The organism is Neorhizobium sp. LjRoot104 (assembly GCF_964253725.1).
Lineage (GTDB): Bacteria > Pseudomonadota > Alphaproteobacteria > Rhizobiales > Rhizobiaceae > Neorhizobium.
Genome location: NZ_CAXURS020000001.1, coordinates 2905819 through 2926414, shown reverse-complemented (window position 1 = coordinate 2926414; position 20596 = coordinate 2905819). Strand labels below are relative to the sequence as shown.

Below are 20596 nucleotides of genomic sequence, written 5' to 3'. Positions count from 1 at the left end.
GCCGGCGCCGATAAATGAGTTTCCCGATGTCTGCAAACTTTCAACTCCTGTCCCAGGCGCAGAATGGCGCCGCGTCGATACCGCCCGAACGCCCCCAGTCTTTGCCGGCGCCCATGGTCACGTTCGAAGCGGTGACCAAGCGTTTTGGCGATGCCGGCGACCAGAACCAATTCATCGCTCTTGACGGGGTGGACCTTTCCGTGGCCCGCGGCGCCATCACCGGCATTATCGGCCGCTCCGGGGCCGGCAAGTCGACGCTGATCCGGCTCGTCAACGGGCTGGAAAAGGCCACCTCCGGCCGCGTCGTCGTCGATGGCGTCGAGGTGGGCGGTCTCTCCGAGACCGGACTTCGCGATCTGCGTCGTCAGGTCGGCATGATCTTCCAGCACTTCAATCTTCTCTCCTCGCGCACCGCCTTCGACAACGTCGCTCTGCCGCTGGAGATCGCCGGCCTCGACCGCGCGGCAATCAGGGCCAAGGTCGCGCCGCTTCTCGATCTGGTCGGCCTCGGCGACAAGTCGGACCGTTATCCGGCGGAGCTTTCCGGCGGCCAGAAGCAGCGCATCGGCATTGCCCGGGCGCTCGCCACGTCGCCGAAACTGCTGCTCTCCGACGAGGCGACGTCGGCGCTCGACCCGGAAACGACGCAGTCGATCCTGGCCCTGCTGAAGCGCATCAATGCCGAACTTGGCCTCACCGTGCTTTTGATCACCCACGAGATGGAGGTGGTGAAGACCATTGCCTCGGATGTCGCGGTGATCGATCGCGGCAGGATCGTCGAGGCGGGCCGCACATTCGATGTCTTCACCGGCGCCAAGCACGAGACCACCCGCTCGCTGCTCTCGGCCGCGCTCGGCACCAACCTGCCGGACTGGATCCGTTCGAACCTCAAGGCGCAGCCGTCCGCCGGCGACCGCATGCTGGTGCGGCTGATCTTCTTCGGGGCGACCGCCTTCCAGCCGCTGACCGCCCGACTGGTCACCGAGCTCGGCGCCGACGTCAACATCCTCGCCGGCACGATCGAGGAGATCGCAGGCGAGCCCTACGGTTCCCTGGTGGTCGCCTATCCGGCCGATCCCGCTGTGACGGAGCGCGCCGAACGCTTCTATGCCGCAACCGGTCTTTCCACGGAGGTGCTCGGTTATGTCGCCTGACATGCTCTTCAACCTGCTCCTGAAAGCGCTCGGTCAGACTCTGCAGATGGTCGCGGCCGCCGGCATCATCGGCGCGCTCATCGGCCTGCCGATCGGCGTGTTCCTGGCCACCAGCGGCAAGGGCGAGCTTTTCCCCGCACCGGTCTCGAACCGCATCATCGGCGCGATCGTAAACGCCGCTCGCTCGACGCCGTTCATCATCCTGGTGGTGGCGATCATCCCGTTCACGCGTCTCGTCACCGGCACCTCGATCGGCACCTATGCGGCGATCGTGCCGCTGACGGTCGCGACTATTCCTTTCGTTGCCCGGCTTGCGGAAGCGGCGATCCGGGAGGTGGACAAGGGCCTGATCGAGGCCGCCCGCGCCATGGGTGCGACGCCGATGCAGATCGTCTTCAAGGTCCTGCTCGCCGAAGCCAAGCCCGGCCTGACGCTGGCGCTGACGCTGACCCTCGTCAGTCTCATCGGCTATTCGGCCATGGTCGGTGCGGTCGGCGGCGGCGGGCTTGGCGATCTCGGCATCCGCTACGGCTACCAGCGCTTCATGCCGGACGTGATGCTGGCCGTCGTCGTGGTGCTGATCGTGCTGGTCCAGGCGATCCAGAGCGCCGGCGACGCGCTCGCCCGTCGCTTCGACAAGCGCAACCGCAAGACCTGAAACATCAATTCCCCAAAAACCAGCCTCCCAAGACTGGTGCATATAATCGAACCCAAGGAGACACTCATGAAGAAGCTCATCATCGCGGCGGCGCTCGCCGCCTTCGCCGCCGCCCCGGCGCTTGCCGAGGACATCAAGATCGGCGTCACGCCGGGCCCGCATGCCCAGATCATGGAAAAGGTGAAGGAAGTTGCGGCCACCAAGGGCCTCAACATCCAGATCCTCGAATTCTCCGACTACGTCGTGCCGAACCAGGCGCTGGCGGATGGCGAGCTCAACGCCAATTCGTTCCAGCACCAGCCCTATCTCGACAACCAGGTCAAGGATCGCAAGTTCGACCTCGTCAGCGTCGCTCAGACCGTCAACTTCCCGATGGGCGTCTATTCCAAGAAGGTGAAGAGCCTCGCCGACCTGAAGCCGGGCGCCACCGTCGCCATTCCGAACGATCCGACCAATGGCGGCCGCGCGCTGCTGATCCTTGCCGACCAGGGCCTGATCAAGGTCGATGCCGCCAAGGGCCTGAAGATCGGTCCGGCCGACGTCACCGAGAACCCGAAGAAGATCGAGTTCGCCGAGCTCGACGCCGCCCAGCTGCCGCGCTCGCTCGACGATGTCGACGCCTCGGTCATCAACACCAACTACGCGTTGGAAGCCGGCCTCAATCCGAAGACCGATCCGATCGCTCGCGAAGGCGAAAAGGCCCCTTACATCAACGTGATCGCCGTCAAGGCCAAGGACAAGGATGCGGCCTGGGTGAAGACCCTCGTCGAGGCCTATCACAGCGCCCCGGTGAAGGATTTCGTCAACACCCAGTTCAAGGGCGCCGTCATCGCGGCCTGGTAATATCGAATTTTCGGAAATTCTTTGAGGCCGGCGCTCAACTGTGAGCGCCGGCCTTCTTCTTTTAACGCTATCTGAAGGAATACCCGCGAAAGATGTAGGACTTCATGAGGTCTTCGATGCGGCTTCTTCCGTCTCGCTTTCGCCGCTCTGCAACACTTGGTCGTCGCTCCGCCGTGACGTCGATGCTGCTTGCCTTCGCGGTGGTCGTGGTGCTGGTGACGATCTTCATCCTCACCGCGCTCGACCGCATCACCGACTATGCCAACCGTCTCGACGACGAGCGCTCGCGCGAGACGACCTCGGGCGCGATCCAAACGTTCCAGGAACAGCTGCACGCGACGCTGAACGACTACGCGGCGTGGGACGACGCTGCCCAGTTCGTCTATGCCGGCGATGATGCCTGGGTCGTCAGCAACTACGGCGAGATGACCGCCAACAGCGACCTTTTCGACGTGGCGCTGGTTATGGATACCAACCGCGCCGTGCTGATGGCCTATCAGGATGGCGCTCCCGTCGCCTGGTCGCCGCGGGATTATTTCGACACTTCGTTCTGGACGCTGTTCGACAAGGCAAGCAGCGCCGGCGCTGAAACCGTGCCGGAGGCGGTGGGTTTCGTGGATACCAAAAGCGGCGTCGCGGCCGTCGGCGTGGCGCTCATCCGCCAGAAGTCCGGCGAACTCGATCAGCCTGTCGGGGGGCGGCGGTTCCTGATCTTTGCCCGGCATCTCGACGAGAAGAAGATCCTGAAGCTTTCGGAAACCTATGTCATCGGGGGGCTTCGTTTTGCCGGTGCCGGCGATGCGGTCCCCAACATGGTGGAGATCCGCAATATTCACGGCAAGGCGCTGCAGCGGCTTGTCTGGAATTCGCGCACGCCCGGCAATACCGCATATCTGCAGGTCCGGCCGCTCGTTTATTGCGCGCTCGCCATGGTCGGCCTGTTCTTCCTCCTCCTCTTCGTCAGCGGCAGCAATACGCTCAACCGGCTGACCGCGGACGAGGCGGCGGCGCGGCATCTGGCCATGAGCGACCGGCTGAGTGGGCTGCTCAACCGCGCCGGCTTCTTCGCTGCGCTCGATGCCCTGGTGCAGCAGAGCCGCCGCGACAACAACGACGTGGCGCTGCTCTATCTCGATCTCGACGGTTTCAAGGAGGTCAACGACGCCTATGGCCACGGCACTGGAGACAAGTTGATCCGCGGCGTCGCGGCCGGTCTCAAGACGCTGGTCGGAGAGACGGCGATCCTTGCCCGGGTCGGTGGCGACGAGTTCGCCATCGCACTCGCTACCACGGATATCGGCCGCATGGTGGAGACGCTGAGCGACCGTATTCTCGGCTTCTTCGGCGAACCCTTCGTGATCGGCGAAAGGGTCGCGACCATCGGCACCTGTATCGGCGTCGCCGTCTCGCCGCGGGGCAGGGTGGCCGGCGAGGAACTGGTGCGGCGTTCCGACATGGCCATGTATCACGCCAAGGAAACCGGGCGTGGGCGAACCGAATATTATCGGCCGGAAATGGATGCCGAGCGCGAAGAGCGCAACATGCTGGAAATCGACCTGAGGATCGCCATCGAGCGCCGCGAGGTCGATGTCGTCTACCAGCCGGTCGTCGATGCCAGGACATGGCGCATCATCGGCGTCGAGGCGCTGGCGCGCTGGCACCGCGCCGGTTACGGGCTTGTATCTCCCGACGTCTTCATCCCGATCGCCGAATCGACCGGCCTTATCGACCAGCTCGGCCTGTTCGTGCTGCACCGGGCGTGCGAGACGCTGACCCTGTGGCCCGAGCTCAAGCTCGCGGTCAACATCTCCCCCGGCCAGTTCCGCGATCCGGCGTTCGCGGTGCACGTCGCTTCGGTGTTCCGCAAGACCGGCGCCGATCCTTCCCGCATCACGCTCGAAATGACCGAGGGTTATTTCATCCAGAACCCGGAACGCGCGCGCGCCGCTCTTGCGAAACTGAAGCAGCTCGGCGTCAGGATCGCGCTCGACGATTTCGGCGCCGGCTTTTCGAGCGTCGGTTATCTGCGCCAGTTCGGTTTCGACCGGATGAAGATCGACAAGTCGCTGGTGCACGCGCTGGAAGAGGGCGGCCGCGCCGTCGATCTTTTGCAGGCGACCGTGGCGCTCGCCCGTTCGCTGGAAATTCCGGTCACCGCCGAGGGCGTCGAGACCGAGGCGCAGGCTTTGCAACTGAGGATTACCGGCTGCGACGAGCTGCAGGGCTATCTGTTTGGCAAGCCGATGTCATCGCAGGAGATAGACATCATCTACCGCGGCAATCGCCTGCCGGGCGGGATGAGCGGGGCGGCGTAACTCCATACGCTTCACGCGGGCCACTGCGTTCTGAGGTATGGATCCTCGGGTCAAGCCCGAGGATGACGACCGAAAGGTGGTGCTACGGGGCACCAGAAGAGACCTCACCGAATTACCGCTACACCGCGGCTGGACGATTGTCGCCAGCGGTCCCGCACATTCCGTCATCCTCGGGCTTGACCCGAGGATCCAACTTCCCGGCAGAACAGGGCCGACAGGCTTCATGCCGCGCTCCTGGATTTGCATACGTAGCGTATATTGGCATATGAGCGCATACGAGGCGTATGTCAACGCGCCCGTATGATGAAGCCAAGGCCGGATACCTAAGCCGAAGCCATTCCCATGGCATCACGATACTGCGGAAACCGACCTTTCAAAAAGGAATGTAACAATGAGCCCACGCGAGGCAATCTTCCCCGCCGGTCGGCACGCCCTCTACGAGCAGCACCGGTATTCGGCGGCCATCCGTTCGGGAGACCTTCTGTTCGTTTCCGGCCAGGTCGGCAGCCGGGCGGACGGATCACCGGAGCCTGACTTCGAACGGCAGGTGCAACTGGCGTTCGACAATCTGGCGGCGCTTCTGGAAGCGGCCGGCTGCACGTTTCGGGACGTCATCGACGTCACGAGTTTCCATACGGACCCGCAGTCTCAATTCGAGACCATGATGGCGGTGCGGGAAAAGGTGATCGGCGAGCCGCCCTATCCGACCTGGACGGCGGTCGGGGTCAACTGGCTCGCTGGTTTCGATTTCGAAATCAAGGTGATCGCGCGGATACCGCAGGTGGCTTGAAGCAGCGACGATCCGCTCGCGCCAGCCCGTCTGGCGCGGGCGAGCCTCACCCGCCGATATGCTTCACGCCGCGTTTCCTGGCGAGCGCGATCTGGTGCTGCCGTTCCCGGTAGCGGTCGCGGTCTTCCTCGGTGCGGCTCGGGTAGCAGGTGGAGCAGGAGACGCCTTCCTCGTAATAGGGAGAGGTCACCTCTTCGGCGGTGATCGGGCTGCGGCAGGCGTGGCAGAGCTTGTGGTTGCCTTCCTTCAGGCCATGCTCCACCGAGACACGTTCGTCGAAGACGAAACAGGCGCCCTCCCAGAGGCTTTCCTCCTGCGGCACCTCTTCAAGATATTTGAGGATGCCGCCCTTGAGGTGGAAGACCTCGTCAAAACCCTGTTCCTTCATGAAGGCGGTCGCCTTCTCGCAGCGGATGCCACCGGTGCAGTACATGGCGATCTTCGGCTTGTTGTGCAGGCCGGTATTGTTCTTCACCCAGTCAGGAAACTCGCGGAATGTCTTGGTCTGCGGATCGACCGCGCCCTTGAAGATGCCGATCGCCGTCTCATAGTCGTTGCGGGTGTCGATGACGATCGTTTCCGGATCGGAGATCAGCGCGTTCCAGTCCTTCGGATCGACATAGGTGCCGACGATGCGTTTGGGGTCGATATCCTCGACGCCCATGGTGACGATCTCCTTCTTCGGCCGCACCTTCATGCGCAGGAAGGGCATCTTTGACGCACGGCTTTCCTTGTGCTCGAGGCCAGCGAATTCCGGCTGGGCGCGCAGATAGGCGAGAAGGCCGGCGATTGCCGCGTCGGAGCCGGCAACCGTACCGTTGATACCCTCCCGGGCGATCAGCAGCGTGCCCTTGATGCCGTTTTCGTCGCAGAAGGCCTGCAGCGGCTCGCGAAAGCTCTCAAAGCGGTCGAAACGCGCGAAATGATAGAGCGCGGCGACAAGCCAGGCGCCCGTCGCTTCCGGGCGGGTTTGAAGGATGTTTTCGGTCATGGCGCTGAAATACAGCGTCAGGACACACTGCGCAACGCGGTTTCTTTCTCCTGCGCGTCGTGTGCCCTGTGCAGCTTTGCCGCACGGCGCTCCTTGCGCGGCGTGGTCGCCGCCTTTTCCCACAGCAGCGCGATCAGCCCGCTTTCCGTCTCGGCGCTGTCGGCGAACACCGCATGCGCCGCTTCCAGCGCTTCGTGCCGCAGCGCCTGCTGGCGGGTGATGATGGCGCCGAGCACCCGAGCCAGCGTGTCGCTGTCGCCGAACAGTTCGGGGCTTTCGTTGACCAGCCCGGTCAGCACCGAAAGATCGTGTTCGTGGCCGAGCAGATCGACCAGCGCCTTGGCCTGCAGCTGCTTGGCGAGCATGGCGGAAGGCCAGACGCCGCCGAGCAGCGACAGGTGCATCCAGTAGGTCTGGCCGCATTTGCGCAGCTCGTGATAGGTCTCGGCATCGCCGTGTTCCTCGCAGCCGGCCAGTGCGCCGAGCGCCTTTTCGCGCTGTTTCTTCCAGGCCCTGGCGAGCCGTTTGACGGTCTTGCGCGGATCGTCGTCGAGATCGAGGTCATCGAGGGCCGCGATTGCGGCGCGGCAGGTGTCGGCGGCGGCCGCCATCCTGGCCGGCAGGTCGTGTTCCTCCGAAGCGATCCGGTCTCGCCTCTCGGTCATCGCTTTGGAGGCGGTGGTCAGGGCGGAAAGTTCCTCGGGCGAGCCCGCATGGCCGGCGAGGTAGTCGACCGTCTCGACGAGCGCGGTGGCGTCCCGCACGGCCGACAGCGTCTGCGCCATGTCGCGGATGCGGCTGTTCTCGCGGGCACGGAATTCCTTGGCGTCGGGTTGGATCAGCCGGTAGAGGGCGCGCACCCGCTTGAAGCGTTTTCGCGCGTCGTGCACTGCTTCATGTGGCCCGTCCGGCTGTTCCTCCAGCAGGAGGATGGCCTTGGAAAGCTGGCTTTCCGCGACCGAGCGAAACTCGTCGGTGAAGGATTTAGCGGGCCGCAGACGGTACGCCATGACACAATTCTCCGCTCAAATCTTCCGTCGCCATCACCATGTTGGAATACCGCCAGTCGCCGGTGATCTCCCGGCCGATCCAGTCGGGAATGTCGGGCAGGGCGCCCTCGTCCTCGACTTCGACCTCGGCCACGATCAGCCCCTTATAGGCTCCGTCATAGACATCGACCTCCCAGGTGTAACCTCCGTGCTCGACCTCGTGCCGGGTCTTTTCGAGCACGACGCCGATGGCATTCTGCGCCATCTCTTCGGCATCGGCCAAGGGGATTTCGTATTCGAATTCGTCGCGGGCGATGAGGTGTTCGCCGATCTTGATGGTGAGCTTGGCGCGCTTGCCGTCGATGATCCGCACCCGCACCGAACGGTCGTCGCCGGATGCGACATAGGCCTGCAGGAAATCGGAGGATGACGAGACCTCCGAGCGCCAGCCGTCGCTTTTCACCAGAAATTTCCGTTCGATTTCCTTGGCCATGCTCCCCCGCCGCCTCGGGAATTTCCACAATTGTCACAACCTAGTGCAAACTCCGCATTCCGCAAACCCGTTAGACGAAGGCGCCCTGTTTTTTCTCGACAATGACGGGCTTGAGAGGTATCTCGACGTCAAAGCTTTCAATCGTTTTAGCGGAGACCGCACCATGACGGGCAAGACCGAAAAGCTGCTTTCCATCCTGAAACTGCAGCCGGTGGTGCCGGTGCTGATCGTCGATGACGCCAAGTCGGCGGTGGGTCTGGCGCGGGCGCTGGTCGCCGGCGGCCTGAAGGCGATCGAGATCACCATGCGCACCCCCGCCGCCCTCGATGCGGTGAAGGCTGTGGCCGCCGAAGTCGAAGGCGCCAATGTCGGCGCCGGCACCATCCTCAACGCCCGCGACTACGAGGCGGCCGTCAAGGCGGGTTCGACCTTCATCGTCTCCCCCGGCGTGACGCCCGGCGTGCTTTCGGCTGCCAAGGATTCGCCCGTGCCGCTTCTGCCGGGTGCCGCGACTGCCAGCGAAGTGATGACGCTGCGCGAAGCGGGTTATGGGGTGCTGAAGTTCTTCCCCGCCGAACAGGCCGGCGGCGCCGCCTACCTGAAGGCGCTGTCCTCGCCGCTCGCCGGCACGCTGTTCTGCCCGACCGGCGGCATTTCGCTGAAGAACGCCAACGACTACCTGTCGCTGCCGAACGTCATCTGCGTCGGCGGCTCGTGGGTCGCGCCAAAGGATCTGGTTTCCGCAGGCGACTGGGCCGGCATCACCAAGCTCGCTTCGGAAGCGGCGGCACTGAAGGCCTAAAGTCCGCGACACCAGGCCGCCGCAACCGGCCTTTGCAATTTCATGGTCGAATGCCTATCTCTCCCCGGAAACACAACAGGGAGATGTGCGATGTTCGACGCGAAAAAACTTCTCGACCAATTTCTGGGCTCGCAGATTCCGGGCATGTCGGGAGGAAGCGTGAAAGACCGGGCAGGGCAGGCGACCCAGCTCGCCAAGAACAATCCGCTCGCTACCGGCGCGATCCTCGCCGCCGTCCTCGGCACCAAGACCGGCCGTAACATTGCCGGTAATGTGGCAGCGGTCGGCGGTATCGCTGCGATCGCCGGCCTCGGCTATCTCGCCTACAAGAACTATCAGTCCGGCAAGTCGCCCGAAGCCGTGCCGCAGCCGGCACCTCAGACGGAAAAGCCGCTGCTGACGCCGCCCACGGATTCACCGTTCCACCCGCAGTCTCCCGCTCTCACCAATGATTTCGCGCTGACGCTGGTGCGGGCAATGATCGCCGCCGCCAAGGCCGACGGGCATATCGACGCCGGCGAGCGCGCCAACATCATGGACAAGGTGCATGCGGTCGATCTCGGCGCCGAGGCGGAAGCCTTCATCGAGAACGAACTCGCAAATCCTGTCGATATCGACGATCTCGTCACAGCTGCCCGCACTGAAGAACAGAAGGTCGAGATCTACGCCGCCTCGCGCCTGACCATTGATCCGGACACCCGCGCCGAGCGCGGTTATCTCGACCTGCTGGCGGGCCGTCTCGGCTTGAACGATGCGCTGATCGAGCATATCGACGCGACAGTCTCGGCGGCGAAGGTGAGGGTCTGAGACCTCGGGCGGTTTGGTCACCGCAGCGGGCTCGTCACCTCGCACCGTGCGGGAGGGGGCAACGTACTCCCTGCCACCCGTTGCCTTTCCCCCGCCGCTGGCCTAAGCCTCAGCCACGATAGAAGAGGCTGATATGCGCGATCTGAAAAACTACAAAGTGGCCGCCCCCGCTCCGGTCACGCTCAAGGGCCGGTTCGTGACGCTCGAACCCTATGACCGGGAGACCCATCTCCAGGCATTGTGGGACGGTCTCGGGGGCGCCGAGGGCATCAATCCGCTTCTCAAATATTTCCCGAACGACGATTTCACCGATGTGAACGGCTTCGGCGACTGGCTGGAAAACGCCCGCGTCCATTCCAGCTTCGTGACGCTCGTCTCGCGCGACAATGCGACCGGCAAGGTCGTGGGCATGGCGAGCTACATGCGGCCGGACCCGAAGAACGGCGTCATCGAGGTCGGCTCGGTCGCGCACGGCGCCGACATGAAGCGCTCGCCGCTATCGACCGAAGTGCATTACCTGATGGCCAGGCACGTGTTCGAGGGGCTCGACTACCGCCGCTACGAATGGAAATGCCACAACGAGAACGAGCCGAGCAAGGCGGCCGCCCGCCGCTACGGTTTTACCTTCGAAGGTGTCTTCCGCCAGCACGTCATCTCCAAGGGCGCCAATCGCGACACCGCCTGGTTCTCGATGATCGACGTCGAATGGCCGCTCCTGAAGGCCGCGTTCGAAGCATGGCTTTCGCCCGACAATTTCGAGGCGGACGGCGCGCAGAAGCGACGGCTGGAAGATATCCGCGCCGAGCTCGCCAAAGGAGCGGTGGCATGACGCCCGAAGCAAAGTCGCAGGCGGTCGCCGCCGCGGTCATTCTCCTCGGCGTCGGACTGGTGATCTATTTCCTGCCGACCATCGTCATGTGGTTCGCCCAGTTTTCCCCGGTGCTCGCCGTCGTCGTCGGGTCGCTGCTGCTGCTCGGTTTCTTTGCGATCTTCTGGCTGCGGGCGCGCTATCAGCGCAATCGGGGTCGCTGACCGCTACTCCCGCGCCATCCGGCCGCAGTCCTAAGGCGTAGCCGCCTAGCCGGAAAGCCGGATTGCGCCTTGTCGCCGCCCCTGTAAGTTGCCCTCGGAGCCTAGTTTATAGGTCCTTGGGGCACTGCGATGGCGGCGGGCGAAATCAGGTCGATGACGGGCATTCGCGGAGCGGCGGCCGTGTTCGTGATGATCTACCATTTCGAGCTCGACCGGATTCCGTCGAACGGGGCGCTCTCCACCTTCCTCAATCACGGATACCTGTCCGTCGATCTGTTCTTCATCTTGAGCGGCTTCGTCATGGCGCATGTCTACGGGCCGTTATTCCTGTCCGGTGCGTTCCGGTTCGGGGATTTCCTGTGGCATCGCATCGCCCGGATTTATCCGCTCTACCTCGCCGTGACGCTGGCGTTCATCGCGCTCGCCTTCGTCAAATCCTTCCAGCTGGATATCGGGCCGGAGGTCTTTCTCTCGAATGTCCTGATGCTGCAGGCGCTCGGCAACTGGCCGAGCATCGACCCACCCGCATGGTCGGTCAGCGCCGAAATGATCGCTTACCTGCTGTTTCCCGTGATCGGCCTTTTGTGCCTGAAATCGAGCCGGACGGCGGCGGCGCTTCTCGGGGGCGGAGCGATCCTGTCGATCTTCATCCTGACGCTTGCGGCCTCCCGCCACTATATCGGTTCCAGCATCGCCCAGGGCCTGCTCGACCTGATCGCCGCGCCCTTCACGCTGATCCGCTGTCTTGCGGGCTTCACCCTCGGCCAGCTCGTCTGGCGTGTGCACAACAACACGGCCGCGGCGTCCTTTGCCGCGCGCACGTCGGTGCAGATCTGCGTGGCGGCGCTGGCGATACTGACGCTGACCTTCCACGATTCGGATTTCCCGGCGTATCTGCTGATCATCTCGCTGATCTTCTGTCTCAGCACCGACCGGGGCATGTTCTCGGGTTTCTTCGCCTCCCGCCCCTTGCATTTCCTCGGCGACATTTCCTTTGCCGTCTATCTCACCCATTACCGGGCGCTAGGCGTCTGGGGCATGATCGAGGGCAGGCTCGGCAATACCGATTTCGTCACCCGCAACGTGGTAGCAACCGTAGCGACCAGCATGGTGGTGATAGCCGTGTCCTGGCTGCTGCACGTCGCGATCGAGCGGCCCTGCCGGCAATTGATGCGCAAGGGCAGCGCGGCCTTCGCAAGGAGGCCTGCGGTTTGACTGACCGGCGTCAGGCCTGCAGTGCCGCGCCGAGCAGCGAAAGGCCGACCAGCAGGACGAACAGCGCGCCGCCGATCTCGATCGCATGGGTGATCCGCCGTCCCGTCCTCGAGCCGGGGCCGGCAAAACGGACGGCAAGGTCCTTGGCGGTGACGGCGAGCGTCGCAAGGATGGTGACCGTGATCGCCGTGCCGATCGACATGGCGAGGACCGACAGAACGCCGCCGAGATAGAGGCCGTTCAAAAGCGCAAAACTCATCACCAGGATCGCCCCGGAACAGGGGCGCAGGCCGACCGCAATGATAGCCGACCAGGCTTCGTGCAGGCGGAAATCCTTCGACTTCAGCATCGCCGGATCGGGCATGTGGCTGACGCCGCAGGTCTCGCAATAATCGCCTGTGCCCTGGTAGTCGTGGTCGTCGATCTCGACCGCCTGGAAATTGAGCCCGGTCGGGCCGCGCCCGTTGCCGGCTGGGGCGGCGACCGGCATGCTGACGACGCGCATCCGGAGCGCCCGGATCTTCTTCACCAGCAGCCAGGCGCCGAAGAGGGCGACCATGGCGAAGCTGGCGATCTCCATCGCCTGGGTCGCCGCCGTCATGGTGATGCCCGAGCCGCGCAGCACGAGATAGGCCGCACCCACGAGCAGCACCGCCACCACGCCCTGCAGCAACGCCGATATGAACGAGATGACGACGCCGCGCCGGAGTTCGATCTCGTTGGCGATCATGTAGGAGGAGATCACCGCCTTGCCATGGCCGGGGCCGGCGGCATGGAAGACGCCATAGGCGAACGACAGCCCGATCAGGCCGGACAAGGCCCAGGGGTCCTCGCGCATCGCCTTCAGCGAACCGGTCAGCGCCCGGTAGAAGGACTGCTGGTAAAAATTGATCCAGGCGAAAAACGGACCGAGCGGCCCGCCGACCGAAAAGGAGGGCTCGGCCGAACCGACGCCGAGCGGCGATTGCGCGTGCGCCGGCCCCGCCATCACCATGCCTGCTGCCGCAACGATGAGAAGGGCAGCGACCACGACCGAAGGGGAGAAGGCACGGCGCATCTTCAGCATGTCAGCTCCAGTCGGGTAGCGAAGAGTTTCGACATGTCGGTGCCGGTCGGATCGTTGAAGAAGGCGTCGGTCAGCGACGTGCTGTTCTGCGAGATCACCTCGTCGGGATCGGGCCGCACCACCTTGTGCTGGCAATGCGAAAAACCGTCGCCCTTGACGATCAGGTCGCCATCGGTCGGGAAGTCGATCGAGGTGTACATCGAGGGGTCGTAGACACCGAAGGTCAACCGGCCCTTGAGCGGCACCGGCTTTTCGGGCTTGACCGCAAACAGGACCAGGAGCTGGTTGCCGTCGAGCGAGACGTGGATTACATCCGGCTTCTGCACCCCGACATTGGCGCCGTTCACCGTGATCGTCGTGAAATAGTGGTAGTCGCCGAGCGACTTGCGCATCACCTCGCCGAGCGCCGCGAGTTCCTTGGCGTCGAGCTTCAGGTCGGTGTTCTTGTCGAAATCGAGCAGCACGCTCGAGGAGAAGACCTCGTCGAACCGCCAGACATTGTGCAGTTCCGCGACATTGCCGTCGGTGCCGGCCACCACTTCGAGCCGGGCCTCGGCGAAGATGTGCGGATGGGCGAGTGCGGGCAGGGGAATACAGGCCGCCGCCAGCGCGGCAATGGTCAAGACTCGATATCGCATCCGCCTTATGGCTCCCGGTTCGTCCGCCCCTTGCAGTGCAGCGCAAATGAGACGGAATTTCGACTCGAACGGGGGCCAAGTCTAGTGCCTGGTCAGATTTTCCAGATGCTCCATGCGCTTGCGGAACTGGCTTTCGAAATCCCAGCCCTTGGCGAACAGAAGCGCGTTTTCGCCGCGCTCCAGAATCGACGGACGATCCCTGTCGAGGCCCGCGATCCGCTCGGCCATGGCATTGATATCGCCAAGCGGGGCGACCCAGCCGGCTTTCGATTCGGCCATCAGCGCCGACCACATCCTGTTGTCGTAACCGGTGATCGGAACGCCACAGCCCATCGTCTCGATATAGGTGCAGGAGGGATCCGACTGCCTGTGGCAGCTGAGGAAGATATCGGCACGGTTGCGCGTCAGCGGCACGAGCTCCCGCTCGAAATCCACCGGGTCTCTGAGAAAGACGCAGTCCTGAAGCCAGTGCTTGTGGATGTCCGCGGCGATCTCGCCGGAAAGGCTTCCTTCGCCGTAGATGGTCAGCGTGAAATCCACGCCGCGTTCGTTGAGTAGCCTGGCGATCGGAACGAGGTCCTGCGAGCCCTTCATCGGTTCGAGCCGGCCGGAATGGATGAGCCGCAACGGTTCGCCGCCCAGGAGATGCCGTTTTCGCGCGCTCATTTCCTCCGGTGTCGCGAACATCGCCGGTTTCATCCGGTTGTCGAGATAGAGGATCTGGCTGCCGCCCATGTTGTGGTAGGCGGTGTGGGCGGGATAACCATTGGCCTGGATGCCGCGGGCGGCGCGGAAGGCGCGCTTGCGCTTGTATTCCTGCATCACCGTCCAGGCCATGCCGTATATCTTGCGCGGCAGGCTTCGGGTGTCGTCGAGGGAAATGATCTGCAGCCGGGTCTGGTGGGTGTATTCGATCGAATACACTACGGCGCTCTTCGCCTGCCGGATCACCGCCGGTGGCAACAGGTCCAGATAGGAATCGCCCGACAGCAGCGCGAGGTCGAAATCGGCGAGATGATCCGCCGAGACCCGTTCTTCGGGCTCCAGAAGCCGCACCCGGAAATTCAGGTCGCCGATCTCGTAGCGACCGCCGAAGGGTATGTCGGTCGCGCCGCGCCGGATGAAACAGGTGACCGGTCCCGACCAGTGCTGCACATGCAGCGCCATGCCGGAGACGAATTTCTTGTCGAGCACCAGCGTACCGCTCCCGGCCTCGATCACCGGGGCCGATACGAACATCGCCAGGCTTTTCTGCATGGGTATCGATCCTCCGCGGTGTCGAGGCTTCTGCACGCTCGACCCACTATGCTGATCGACGACAAGCTCGATCAAGCCGGCCAATAGGTCGACTTGTCGCGGAGACATTACCTCGTTCGCGGTAGGGGCGCGGCCCCTCAATGCTGGCGGCGGAACCAGGCGGAGAGGAAATCGACGAAGCTTCTCACTTTCGCCGGCAGGTAGCGACGATGCGGATAGACCGCATATATGCCGCGGTCCTTGGCGATATAGTCATCGAACAGCGTCACCAGCTCGCCCGACTGGATCGAGGCATTGGCGATGAAATCCGGGATGATCGCCACGCCCAAGCCCGCTCGCGCCGCGCGCAATGTCGCCTGCGGGCTGTTGATTTCGACCGGGCCGCTGACGGCGACCGAGATGGTCGAGCCGTCCTTGTCGGTGAAGCGCACATTGTTGTGCCAGCGGGAATTGGTGTCGATGATGAAGGGGACGCGGTTCAGGTCCTGCGGATGTTGCAGCGGGCCGTATCTCGCGACGAAATCGGCGGTCGCCACCGTATAGACGCGGAAATCCGAAAGCTTTCGGGCGATCAGCCCGGAATCCTCGAGCTTGGTGATTCGAATCGCGAGGTCGAAATTTTCCTCGATCAGATCGACGAACCGGTCCTCGGCGACGATTTCCAGCGACACTTCCGTATGGCTCTTGGCGAAATCGATCAGCGACTGGCCGACTTCCGCATCGACGAAGGTGCGGGGCACGGAAACCCGCAGCCGGCCCTTCAGGTCGGCATTGTTCTCGCGCACCAGGTCGGCGAGGTTGTCGATCTCCTTCAGGATGTCGGCGGCGGTCCGGTAATAGGTATGGCCGGCCTCGGTCATCGAGAACTGGCGAGTCGTGCGGTTGAGCAGCAGCGCGCCGAGATCGTCCTCCAGCTCGCGGACGTATTTGGAAAGCAGCGCCTTCGATCGCCCGGTCCGTCGGGCGGCGGCCGAAAAGCCTTCCGCTTCAACCACATCGATGAAGGCCCGCATGCGTGTCAGTGTGTCCAAATGTCGCCCCTTTTGGTCTGGTCGATCCTAGTTGGGATTTTGCACGAAGTTGTGCAATGCGAAATTCGATGATGGGCAAAAAAAACTCTTGATTATGACCGCGAATATTCTTATCTCCCGGTCAGCCCAAAGTCGCACGTGCCCGTGGGTGTCCGCCGACCCTCTATTTGGTGAGGTCATCGGTAAGGTACCTGGAACTAACCCCTCCAGTCGCTATTCCGGCCATCCGGGAAATGCGAGGACATCTGAAGCAACGACGGTGCGGGCCTTTTTGTTCTCTCCCTGCTTTCCATCAGCGGGGGTTACTGAAGAGGCACACCATCATTGCCGGAAGTGCGGTAGGGACCTCCCTCCAATCCATGGCAGACAAAGCCGGATCATTGTTCGTGGCAGAACGTTGATCCACTTATCGCGCGTTTGAGCGTGTCAAGGAACCGGTGTCTCCACCGACCGGTCCTGGCGCATTCTCATCCGTCCTTTGTCCTCCGGTTCACAGCCGGAGCTTTGAGATTTGAAGGGACTGACCATGACCACTGCTCGTATCCGCGACTTCATCAAGACCCAGCGTCCCGAAGGACCGTTTCTTGTCGTCGATCTCGACGTCGTGCGCGATAATTTCAACGCCTTCCGTCATGCACTGCCGGACAGCGCGATCTATTATGCGGTCAAGGCCAACCCGGAACCGGCAATCCTGAAGCTGCTCGCTTCGATGGGTTCCAACTTCGACTGCGCCTCGGTCGCCGAGATCCAGATGGCCCTCGATGCCGGCGCTTCCGCCGACCGCATCTCCTTCGGCAACACGATCAAGAAGGAACGCGACATCGCTCGCGCCTTCGCGCTCGGCGTTGGCCTTTATGCCGTCGACAGCCATGAGGAAGTCGAGAAGATTTCCCGCGCTGCTCCCGGCTCGAAGGTGTTCTGCCGCGTGCTGACCGATGGCGAAGGCGCCGAATGGCCGCTGTCGCGCAAGTTCGGCTGCGTGCCGCAGATGGCCGTCGACGTGCTCGTCTACGCGCACCAGATGGGCCTCGAGTCCTACGGCGTGTCCTTCCATGTCGGTTCGCAGATGACCAAGGTCGATGCCTGGGATGCGGCTCTTGCCGATGCCAAGCGCGTCTTCGGCCAGCTCGCCAAACAGGGCATCGTGTTGCAGATGGTCAACATGGGCGGTGGTTTCCCGACCAAGTACCTGCGCGACGTGCCGTCTGCCGAAGCATACGGCAAGGCGATCTTCGCTTCGCTGCGCAAGCATTTCGGCAACAACCTGCCGAAGACGATCATCGAGCCGGGTCGCGGCATGGTCGGTAATGCGGGCGTCATCAAGGCTGAAGTCGTGCTGGTGTCGAAGAAGTCGGACAATGACAATCACCGATGGGTCTTCCTCGACATCGGCAAGTTCGGCGGTCTCGCTGAAACCATGGACGAGGCCATCCGTTACCCGATCCGCACCGAGCGGGACGGCGACGAGATGGAGCCCTGCGTGCTCGCCGGCCCGACCTGCGACAGCGCCGACGTGATGTACGAGAAGAACATGTATCCGCTGCCCGTGACGCTCACGATCGGCGACGAGGTTCTGATCGAAGGCACCGGCGCGTATACGACGACCTACTCGGCCGTCGCCTTCAACGGTTTCGACCCCCTGAAGGCCTACGTCATCTAAGGGCGGATTTCCGCTCCCGAAGGCGTATCACTGCCGCCGGCCCCGTAACCAGCCGGGGCGGCAAATTCACAATTCCTCTTCATCGCCGCTGATAACGGTATTGGGTACGGGAGGCCAAGATGGCCGCTGTTCTTGATTCTGTACGCGCATTCTTTGCGCCGAATTCCACTTTCACCATCGACGCCGAAACGCCGGCCGACGTGGTCGCCCGCGAAACCCTGCTCGACCGCGCCATGGGCCCGGATCGTAGGCTGAAGTCGTCGGAAAAGATCCGCCGCAACCGAGTACCGGCCGAAGGCCTTGCCATCGTTGCCCGCGACGGCGCCGGCCACGTGATCGGCACCGTACGTCTGTGGAACGTCGAAGCCGGCATCGCGCCCGAAGGTCAGCCGCTCGACGCGCTGCTGCTCGGTCCGCTTGCGGTCGATTCCGCCCAGGAAGGGCGGGGCATCGGCGCCGCCCTGATGCGCGCGGCGATCGCCGAGGCCCACAAGCGCGGCCACGGCGCGATCCTGCTGGTCGGTGACGCGGCCTATTACGAGCGGTTCGGCTTCTTCGCCGACAAGACCCGGCATCTCGTCATGCCCGGCCCCTTCGAGCGCTCTCGTTTCCTGGCGCTCGAACTCAAGGCCGGCTGGCTGGAAGGTGCCGCCGGCATGATCGTCGCCAACGGGCGCAAGCTGGCCTGACAAAGGTCGAGTTTCGACTGAAGGCATTCAGCACTCAAGGCCTCGCGCCCCGACGATCTGCCCAAACCCCGCCTCCCTTTGGAACGCCCAAGGGGAGGCGGGGTTTTTCGTGCGACAAATTCTCCCTTTCGACGCGCAACCGCGTATCCGCCGGCAGCGGTTGATCCTGATCAATCCGACTCCTGACGCCCGCTCCTAAGCCTCTCCCTGCAAGATCAATACGCAATCAAGGAGAGTTCACATGAACACGAGCGGGGCACGGCATCTGAGATGGATCGCAGGCGCGGGGGCGGCTTTTTTCGCATTCGGGGCGGCTGCGGCGGATCTGACGCCGGCACCGGTCGCCCCGGTGGCGCAGGAGGCCGCAACCGGCCAAAGCCCCTGGCAGATCCGCGTGCGCGGCCTGGGCGTCATCACTGAGGATCGCGGTTCGGTCAACGGGGTTGCGGGTTCGGACCTGTCCTATTCCGACTCGGTCATCCCCGAGCTCGATATCAGCTACTTCTTCACCGACAACATCGCCGCCGAACTGGTCCTCGGCACGACCTATGCGAACATCAAGGAAGACGGTGCCGTCGGCGTGCCGGTCGGCCGCGCCTGGCTTCTGCCGCCGACGCTGACGCTGCAGTACCATTTTACCGATTTCGGCGCCTTCAAGCCGTATGTCGGTGCCGGCGTCAATTATTCGCTCTTCTACAATCAGTCGAACAAGCCGGGCTTCCACAATCTCGACGTCGACAACCATGTCGGCGCCGCCCTGCAGGTCGGTTTCGACTACATGATCGACCAGCACTGGGGCGTGAACTTCGACGTCAAGAAGATCTTCCTCGAAACCAAGTGGAAGGCCGATCACGACGTGCTTGGGCCGCTGAGCGGCAAGGCGAAGATCAATCCCTGGCTGATCGGGACAGGCGTTACCTACCGCTTCTAGAAAAATAACAAGGGCGGCAGGGGGCAGGGCCGGCGCCAGCCAGGTGGCGCCGGCCTTTGTTTTTGGTTTTCAACGCATGCGGAGCGGCGGTGCCGCCGTCGATGACGAATACGTCGTCGTTACGCACTCGCCCGGCGGGAGGGCCGGCGAGTGCGTGAGCGCGCGATTTTTCAATCGCTGTCCTTGGCGCGATAGGAATCCGGGATGACGAATATCTCGTCGGCGCGGCCGTAGCCGCCATCCTTGACCTCCTCGATCAGCACCATGGTGTGGGGCCGTGCGGCCTCGCTCATGTATTCGACCAGCATCTCGGTGGTGCGGTGGACGATCTCCTGTTTCTGGGCTCTGCTGAGGGCGGCTTCGGGCGTCTTGATGTTCACGAATGGCATTGTTCTATCCTTTGGTTTTGGTGTCTCAGATCATGCCGCCATTGGCGCGCAGCACCTGGCCGTTGACCCAGCCGCCGTCCGGGCCGGCGAGGAAGGAGACAACGGCGGCGATGTCCTGCGGCTGGCCGAGCCGGCCGAGCGGGATGGTTTTGACGATGTTCGAGACCAGTTCGTCGGTCTTGCCGGTCATGAACAGCTCGGTTTCGACTGGGCCGGGAGCGACCGCGTTGACGGTGATCTTGCGTCGGCCGAGTTCCTTCGAGGCGACGTGGGTCAGCGCTTCGACGGCGGCCTTGGTCGCGGCATAACCGCCATAGGCCGGACCGTAGGCGCCGACGACGCTGGAGGAGAAGTTGACGATGCGGCCGCCGTCGCGCAGCCGCCGGCCTGCTTCGCGAATGCCTCGGAACGTGCCGGTCAGGTTGATGGCAAGCAGTGTTTCGAAGGCTTCGTCATCCATCTCTGCGAGCGGCGCAAGCCGCATCACGCCGGCATTGTTGACGAGGATGTCGGCACCGCCGAAAGCCTGTTCCGCGGCGTCGAACAGGGTTGCGGCGGCTGACGGGCTGCCGACATCCGCCTGGACCGCGACCGCCTTGCCGCCGCCTGCTTGAATTTGTGCAACGACCTCGTCGGCGGCCTGCCGGCTGTTCGCATAGTTCACGACGACGGCGATGCCGTCCTCAGCGAGGCGGAGCGCGATGGCTCTGCCGATACCCTTCGAAGCGCCGGTAACGATCGCGACGCGCTGTGCGTTGGTGGTCATGGGATCTCTCCTTGGTTGGTAGGCAGGAGATACTGCTGACACCGGACAAGAACAATTGCCTGTGAATTGACATAACAATT

General features: G+C 63.3%; 22 protein-coding genes. 13 read left to right on the top strand and 9 right to left on the bottom strand.

Features of this window, described 5'->3' with window-relative positions; translation table 11 throughout:
- Positions 1-113: 113 nt before the first annotated feature.
- The 5 genes from ACSQ8R_RS14880 to ACSQ8R_RS14860 all read left to right on the top strand — a co-directional run bounded on the left by ACSQ8R_RS14880 (position 114) and on the right by ACSQ8R_RS14860 (position 5760).
- The gene (locus ACSQ8R_RS14880; protein WP_436255481.1) at positions 114-1154 is read left to right on the top strand and encodes a methionine ABC transporter ATP-binding protein; all 1041 of its coding nucleotides are present in this window, start codon (positions 114-116) and stop codon (positions 1152-1154) included.
- Positions 1144-1812, top strand: a complete 669-nt coding sequence (locus ACSQ8R_RS14875; RefSeq protein ID WP_436254080.1) for a methionine ABC transporter permease — start codon at positions 1144-1146, stop codon at positions 1810-1812. The genes ACSQ8R_RS14880 and ACSQ8R_RS14875 overlap by 11 nt, the downstream gene beginning before the upstream one ends.
- Positions 1813-1878: 66 nt before the next feature.
- Positions 1879-2655, top strand: a complete 777-nt coding sequence (locus tag ACSQ8R_RS14870; RefSeq protein WP_436254079.1) for a MetQ/NlpA family ABC transporter substrate-binding protein — start codon at positions 1879-1881, stop codon at positions 2653-2655.
- A 116-nt stretch (positions 2656-2771) separates the two neighbouring features.
- Positions 2772-4970: a bifunctional diguanylate cyclase/phosphodiesterase gene (locus ACSQ8R_RS14865; protein ID WP_436254078.1), complete on the top strand. Its 2199-nt coding sequence runs from the start codon at positions 2772-2774 to the stop codon at positions 4968-4970.
- A gap of 391 nt (positions 4971-5361) precedes the next feature.
- On the top strand, positions 5362-5760 hold the full coding sequence (locus ACSQ8R_RS14860; protein WP_436254077.1) for a RidA family protein: 399 nt from the start codon (positions 5362-5364) through the stop codon (positions 5758-5760).
- Between the two features lie 46 nt (positions 5761-5806).
- Here ACSQ8R_RS14860 and trhO read toward each other — a convergent pair whose 3' ends face one another.
- The 3 genes from trhO to ACSQ8R_RS14845 are packed head-to-tail and all read right to left on the bottom strand — an operon-like array spanning position 5807 to position 8233.
- Positions 5807-6751: an oxygen-dependent tRNA uridine(34) hydroxylase TrhO gene (gene trhO / locus ACSQ8R_RS14855; RefSeq protein ID WP_436254076.1), complete on the bottom strand. Its 945-nt coding sequence runs from the start codon at positions 6749-6751 to the stop codon at positions 5807-5809.
- A 17-nt stretch (positions 6752-6768) separates the two neighbouring features.
- On the bottom strand, positions 6769-7761 hold the full coding sequence (locus ACSQ8R_RS14850; RefSeq protein WP_436254075.1) for a CHAD domain-containing protein: 993 nt from the start codon (positions 7759-7761) through the stop codon (positions 6769-6771).
- Positions 7736-8233: a CYTH domain-containing protein gene (locus ACSQ8R_RS14845; RefSeq protein WP_436254074.1), complete on the bottom strand. Its 498-nt coding sequence runs from the start codon at positions 8231-8233 to the stop codon at positions 7736-7738. The genes ACSQ8R_RS14850 and ACSQ8R_RS14845 overlap by 26 nt, the downstream gene beginning before the upstream one ends.
- A 163-nt stretch (positions 8234-8396) precedes the next feature.
- Here ACSQ8R_RS14845 and ACSQ8R_RS14840 point away from each other — a divergent pair, with 163 nt between their 5' ends.
- The 5 genes from ACSQ8R_RS14840 (at position 8397) to ACSQ8R_RS14820 (ending at position 12089) form a co-directional block, all read left to right on the top strand.
- Positions 8397-9035: a 2-dehydro-3-deoxy-phosphogluconate aldolase gene (locus tag ACSQ8R_RS14840; protein WP_436254073.1), complete on the top strand. Its 639-nt coding sequence runs from the start codon at positions 8397-8399 to the stop codon at positions 9033-9035.
- A 90-nt stretch (positions 9036-9125) separates the two neighbouring features.
- Entirely contained in the window at positions 9126-9842 is a 717-nt protein-coding gene (locus ACSQ8R_RS14835) for a tellurite resistance TerB family protein (RefSeq protein WP_436254072.1), read from the top strand.
- Positions 9843-9975: 133 nt separating this feature from the next.
- Complete coding sequence (locus tag ACSQ8R_RS14830; protein WP_436254071.1) at positions 9976-10671, top strand: GNAT family N-acetyltransferase; 696 nt, start codon at positions 9976-9978, stop codon at positions 10669-10671.
- Positions 10668-10874: a hypothetical protein gene (locus ACSQ8R_RS14825; RefSeq protein ID WP_436254070.1), complete on the top strand. Its 207-nt coding sequence runs from the start codon at positions 10668-10670 to the stop codon at positions 10872-10874. The genes ACSQ8R_RS14830 and ACSQ8R_RS14825 overlap by 4 nt, the downstream gene beginning before the upstream one ends.
- Positions 10875-11027: 153 nt before the next feature.
- Positions 11028-12089, top strand: a complete 1062-nt coding sequence (locus tag ACSQ8R_RS14820; protein WP_436254069.1) for an acyltransferase family protein — start codon at positions 11028-11030, stop codon at positions 12087-12089.
- 10 nt (positions 12090-12099) lie between these two features.
- Here the strand turns inward: ACSQ8R_RS14820 and ACSQ8R_RS14815 are convergent, their stop codons facing one another.
- The 4 genes from ACSQ8R_RS14815 to ACSQ8R_RS14800 all read right to left on the bottom strand — a co-directional run bounded on the left by ACSQ8R_RS14815 (position 12100) and on the right by ACSQ8R_RS14800 (position 16081).
- Entirely contained in the window at positions 12100-13146 is a 1047-nt protein-coding gene (locus tag ACSQ8R_RS14815) for a nickel/cobalt transporter (protein ID WP_436255480.1), read from the bottom strand.
- A gap of 2 nt (positions 13147-13148) precedes the next feature.
- The gene (locus tag ACSQ8R_RS14810; RefSeq protein ID WP_436254068.1) at positions 13149-13793 is read right to left on the bottom strand and encodes a DUF1007 family protein; all 645 of its coding nucleotides are present in this window, start codon (positions 13791-13793) and stop codon (positions 13149-13151) included.
- An 81-nt stretch (positions 13794-13874) separates the two neighbouring features.
- Positions 13875-15050, bottom strand: coding sequence for a glycosyltransferase (locus ACSQ8R_RS14805; protein ID WP_436254067.1), 1176 nt, complete (start codon positions 15048-15050; stop codon positions 13875-13877).
- Positions 15051-15187: 137 nt separating this feature from the next.
- A complete protein-coding gene (locus tag ACSQ8R_RS14800; RefSeq protein WP_436254066.1) occupies positions 15188-16081 on the bottom strand; it encodes a LysR family transcriptional regulator in 894 nt (297 codons plus the stop codon).
- A gap of 526 nt (positions 16082-16607) precedes the next feature.
- On the opposite strand from ACSQ8R_RS14800, the gene odc2 reads away from it, so the two are divergent.
- The 3 genes from odc2 (at position 16608) to ACSQ8R_RS14785 (ending at position 19361) form a co-directional block, all read left to right on the top strand.
- A complete protein-coding gene (gene odc2 / locus ACSQ8R_RS14795) occupies positions 16608-17741 on the top strand; it encodes an ornithine/lysine decarboxylase (RefSeq protein WP_436254065.1) in 1134 nt (377 codons plus the stop codon).
- A gap of 119 nt (positions 17742-17860) precedes the next feature.
- Complete coding sequence (locus ACSQ8R_RS14790; RefSeq protein ID WP_436254064.1) at positions 17861-18430, top strand: GNAT family N-acetyltransferase; 570 nt, start codon at positions 17861-17863, stop codon at positions 18428-18430.
- A 241-nt stretch (positions 18431-18671) separates the two neighbouring features.
- Positions 18672-19361, top strand: a complete 690-nt coding sequence (locus tag ACSQ8R_RS14785) for an OmpW/AlkL family protein (protein ID WP_436254063.1) — start codon at positions 18672-18674, stop codon at positions 19359-19361.
- Between the two features lie 170 nt (positions 19362-19531).
- Here the strand turns inward: ACSQ8R_RS14785 and ACSQ8R_RS14780 are convergent, their stop codons facing one another.
- Both ACSQ8R_RS14780 and ACSQ8R_RS14775 read right to left on the bottom strand, forming a co-directional pair.
- Positions 19532-19750, bottom strand: coding sequence for a tautomerase family protein (locus ACSQ8R_RS14780; protein WP_436254062.1), 219 nt, complete (start codon positions 19748-19750; stop codon positions 19532-19534).
- A gap of 25 nt (positions 19751-19775) precedes the next feature.
- On the bottom strand, positions 19776-20516 hold the full coding sequence (locus tag ACSQ8R_RS14775; protein ID WP_436254061.1) for an SDR family oxidoreductase: 741 nt from the start codon (positions 20514-20516) through the stop codon (positions 19776-19778).
- Positions 20517-20596: the final 80 nt, after the last annotated feature.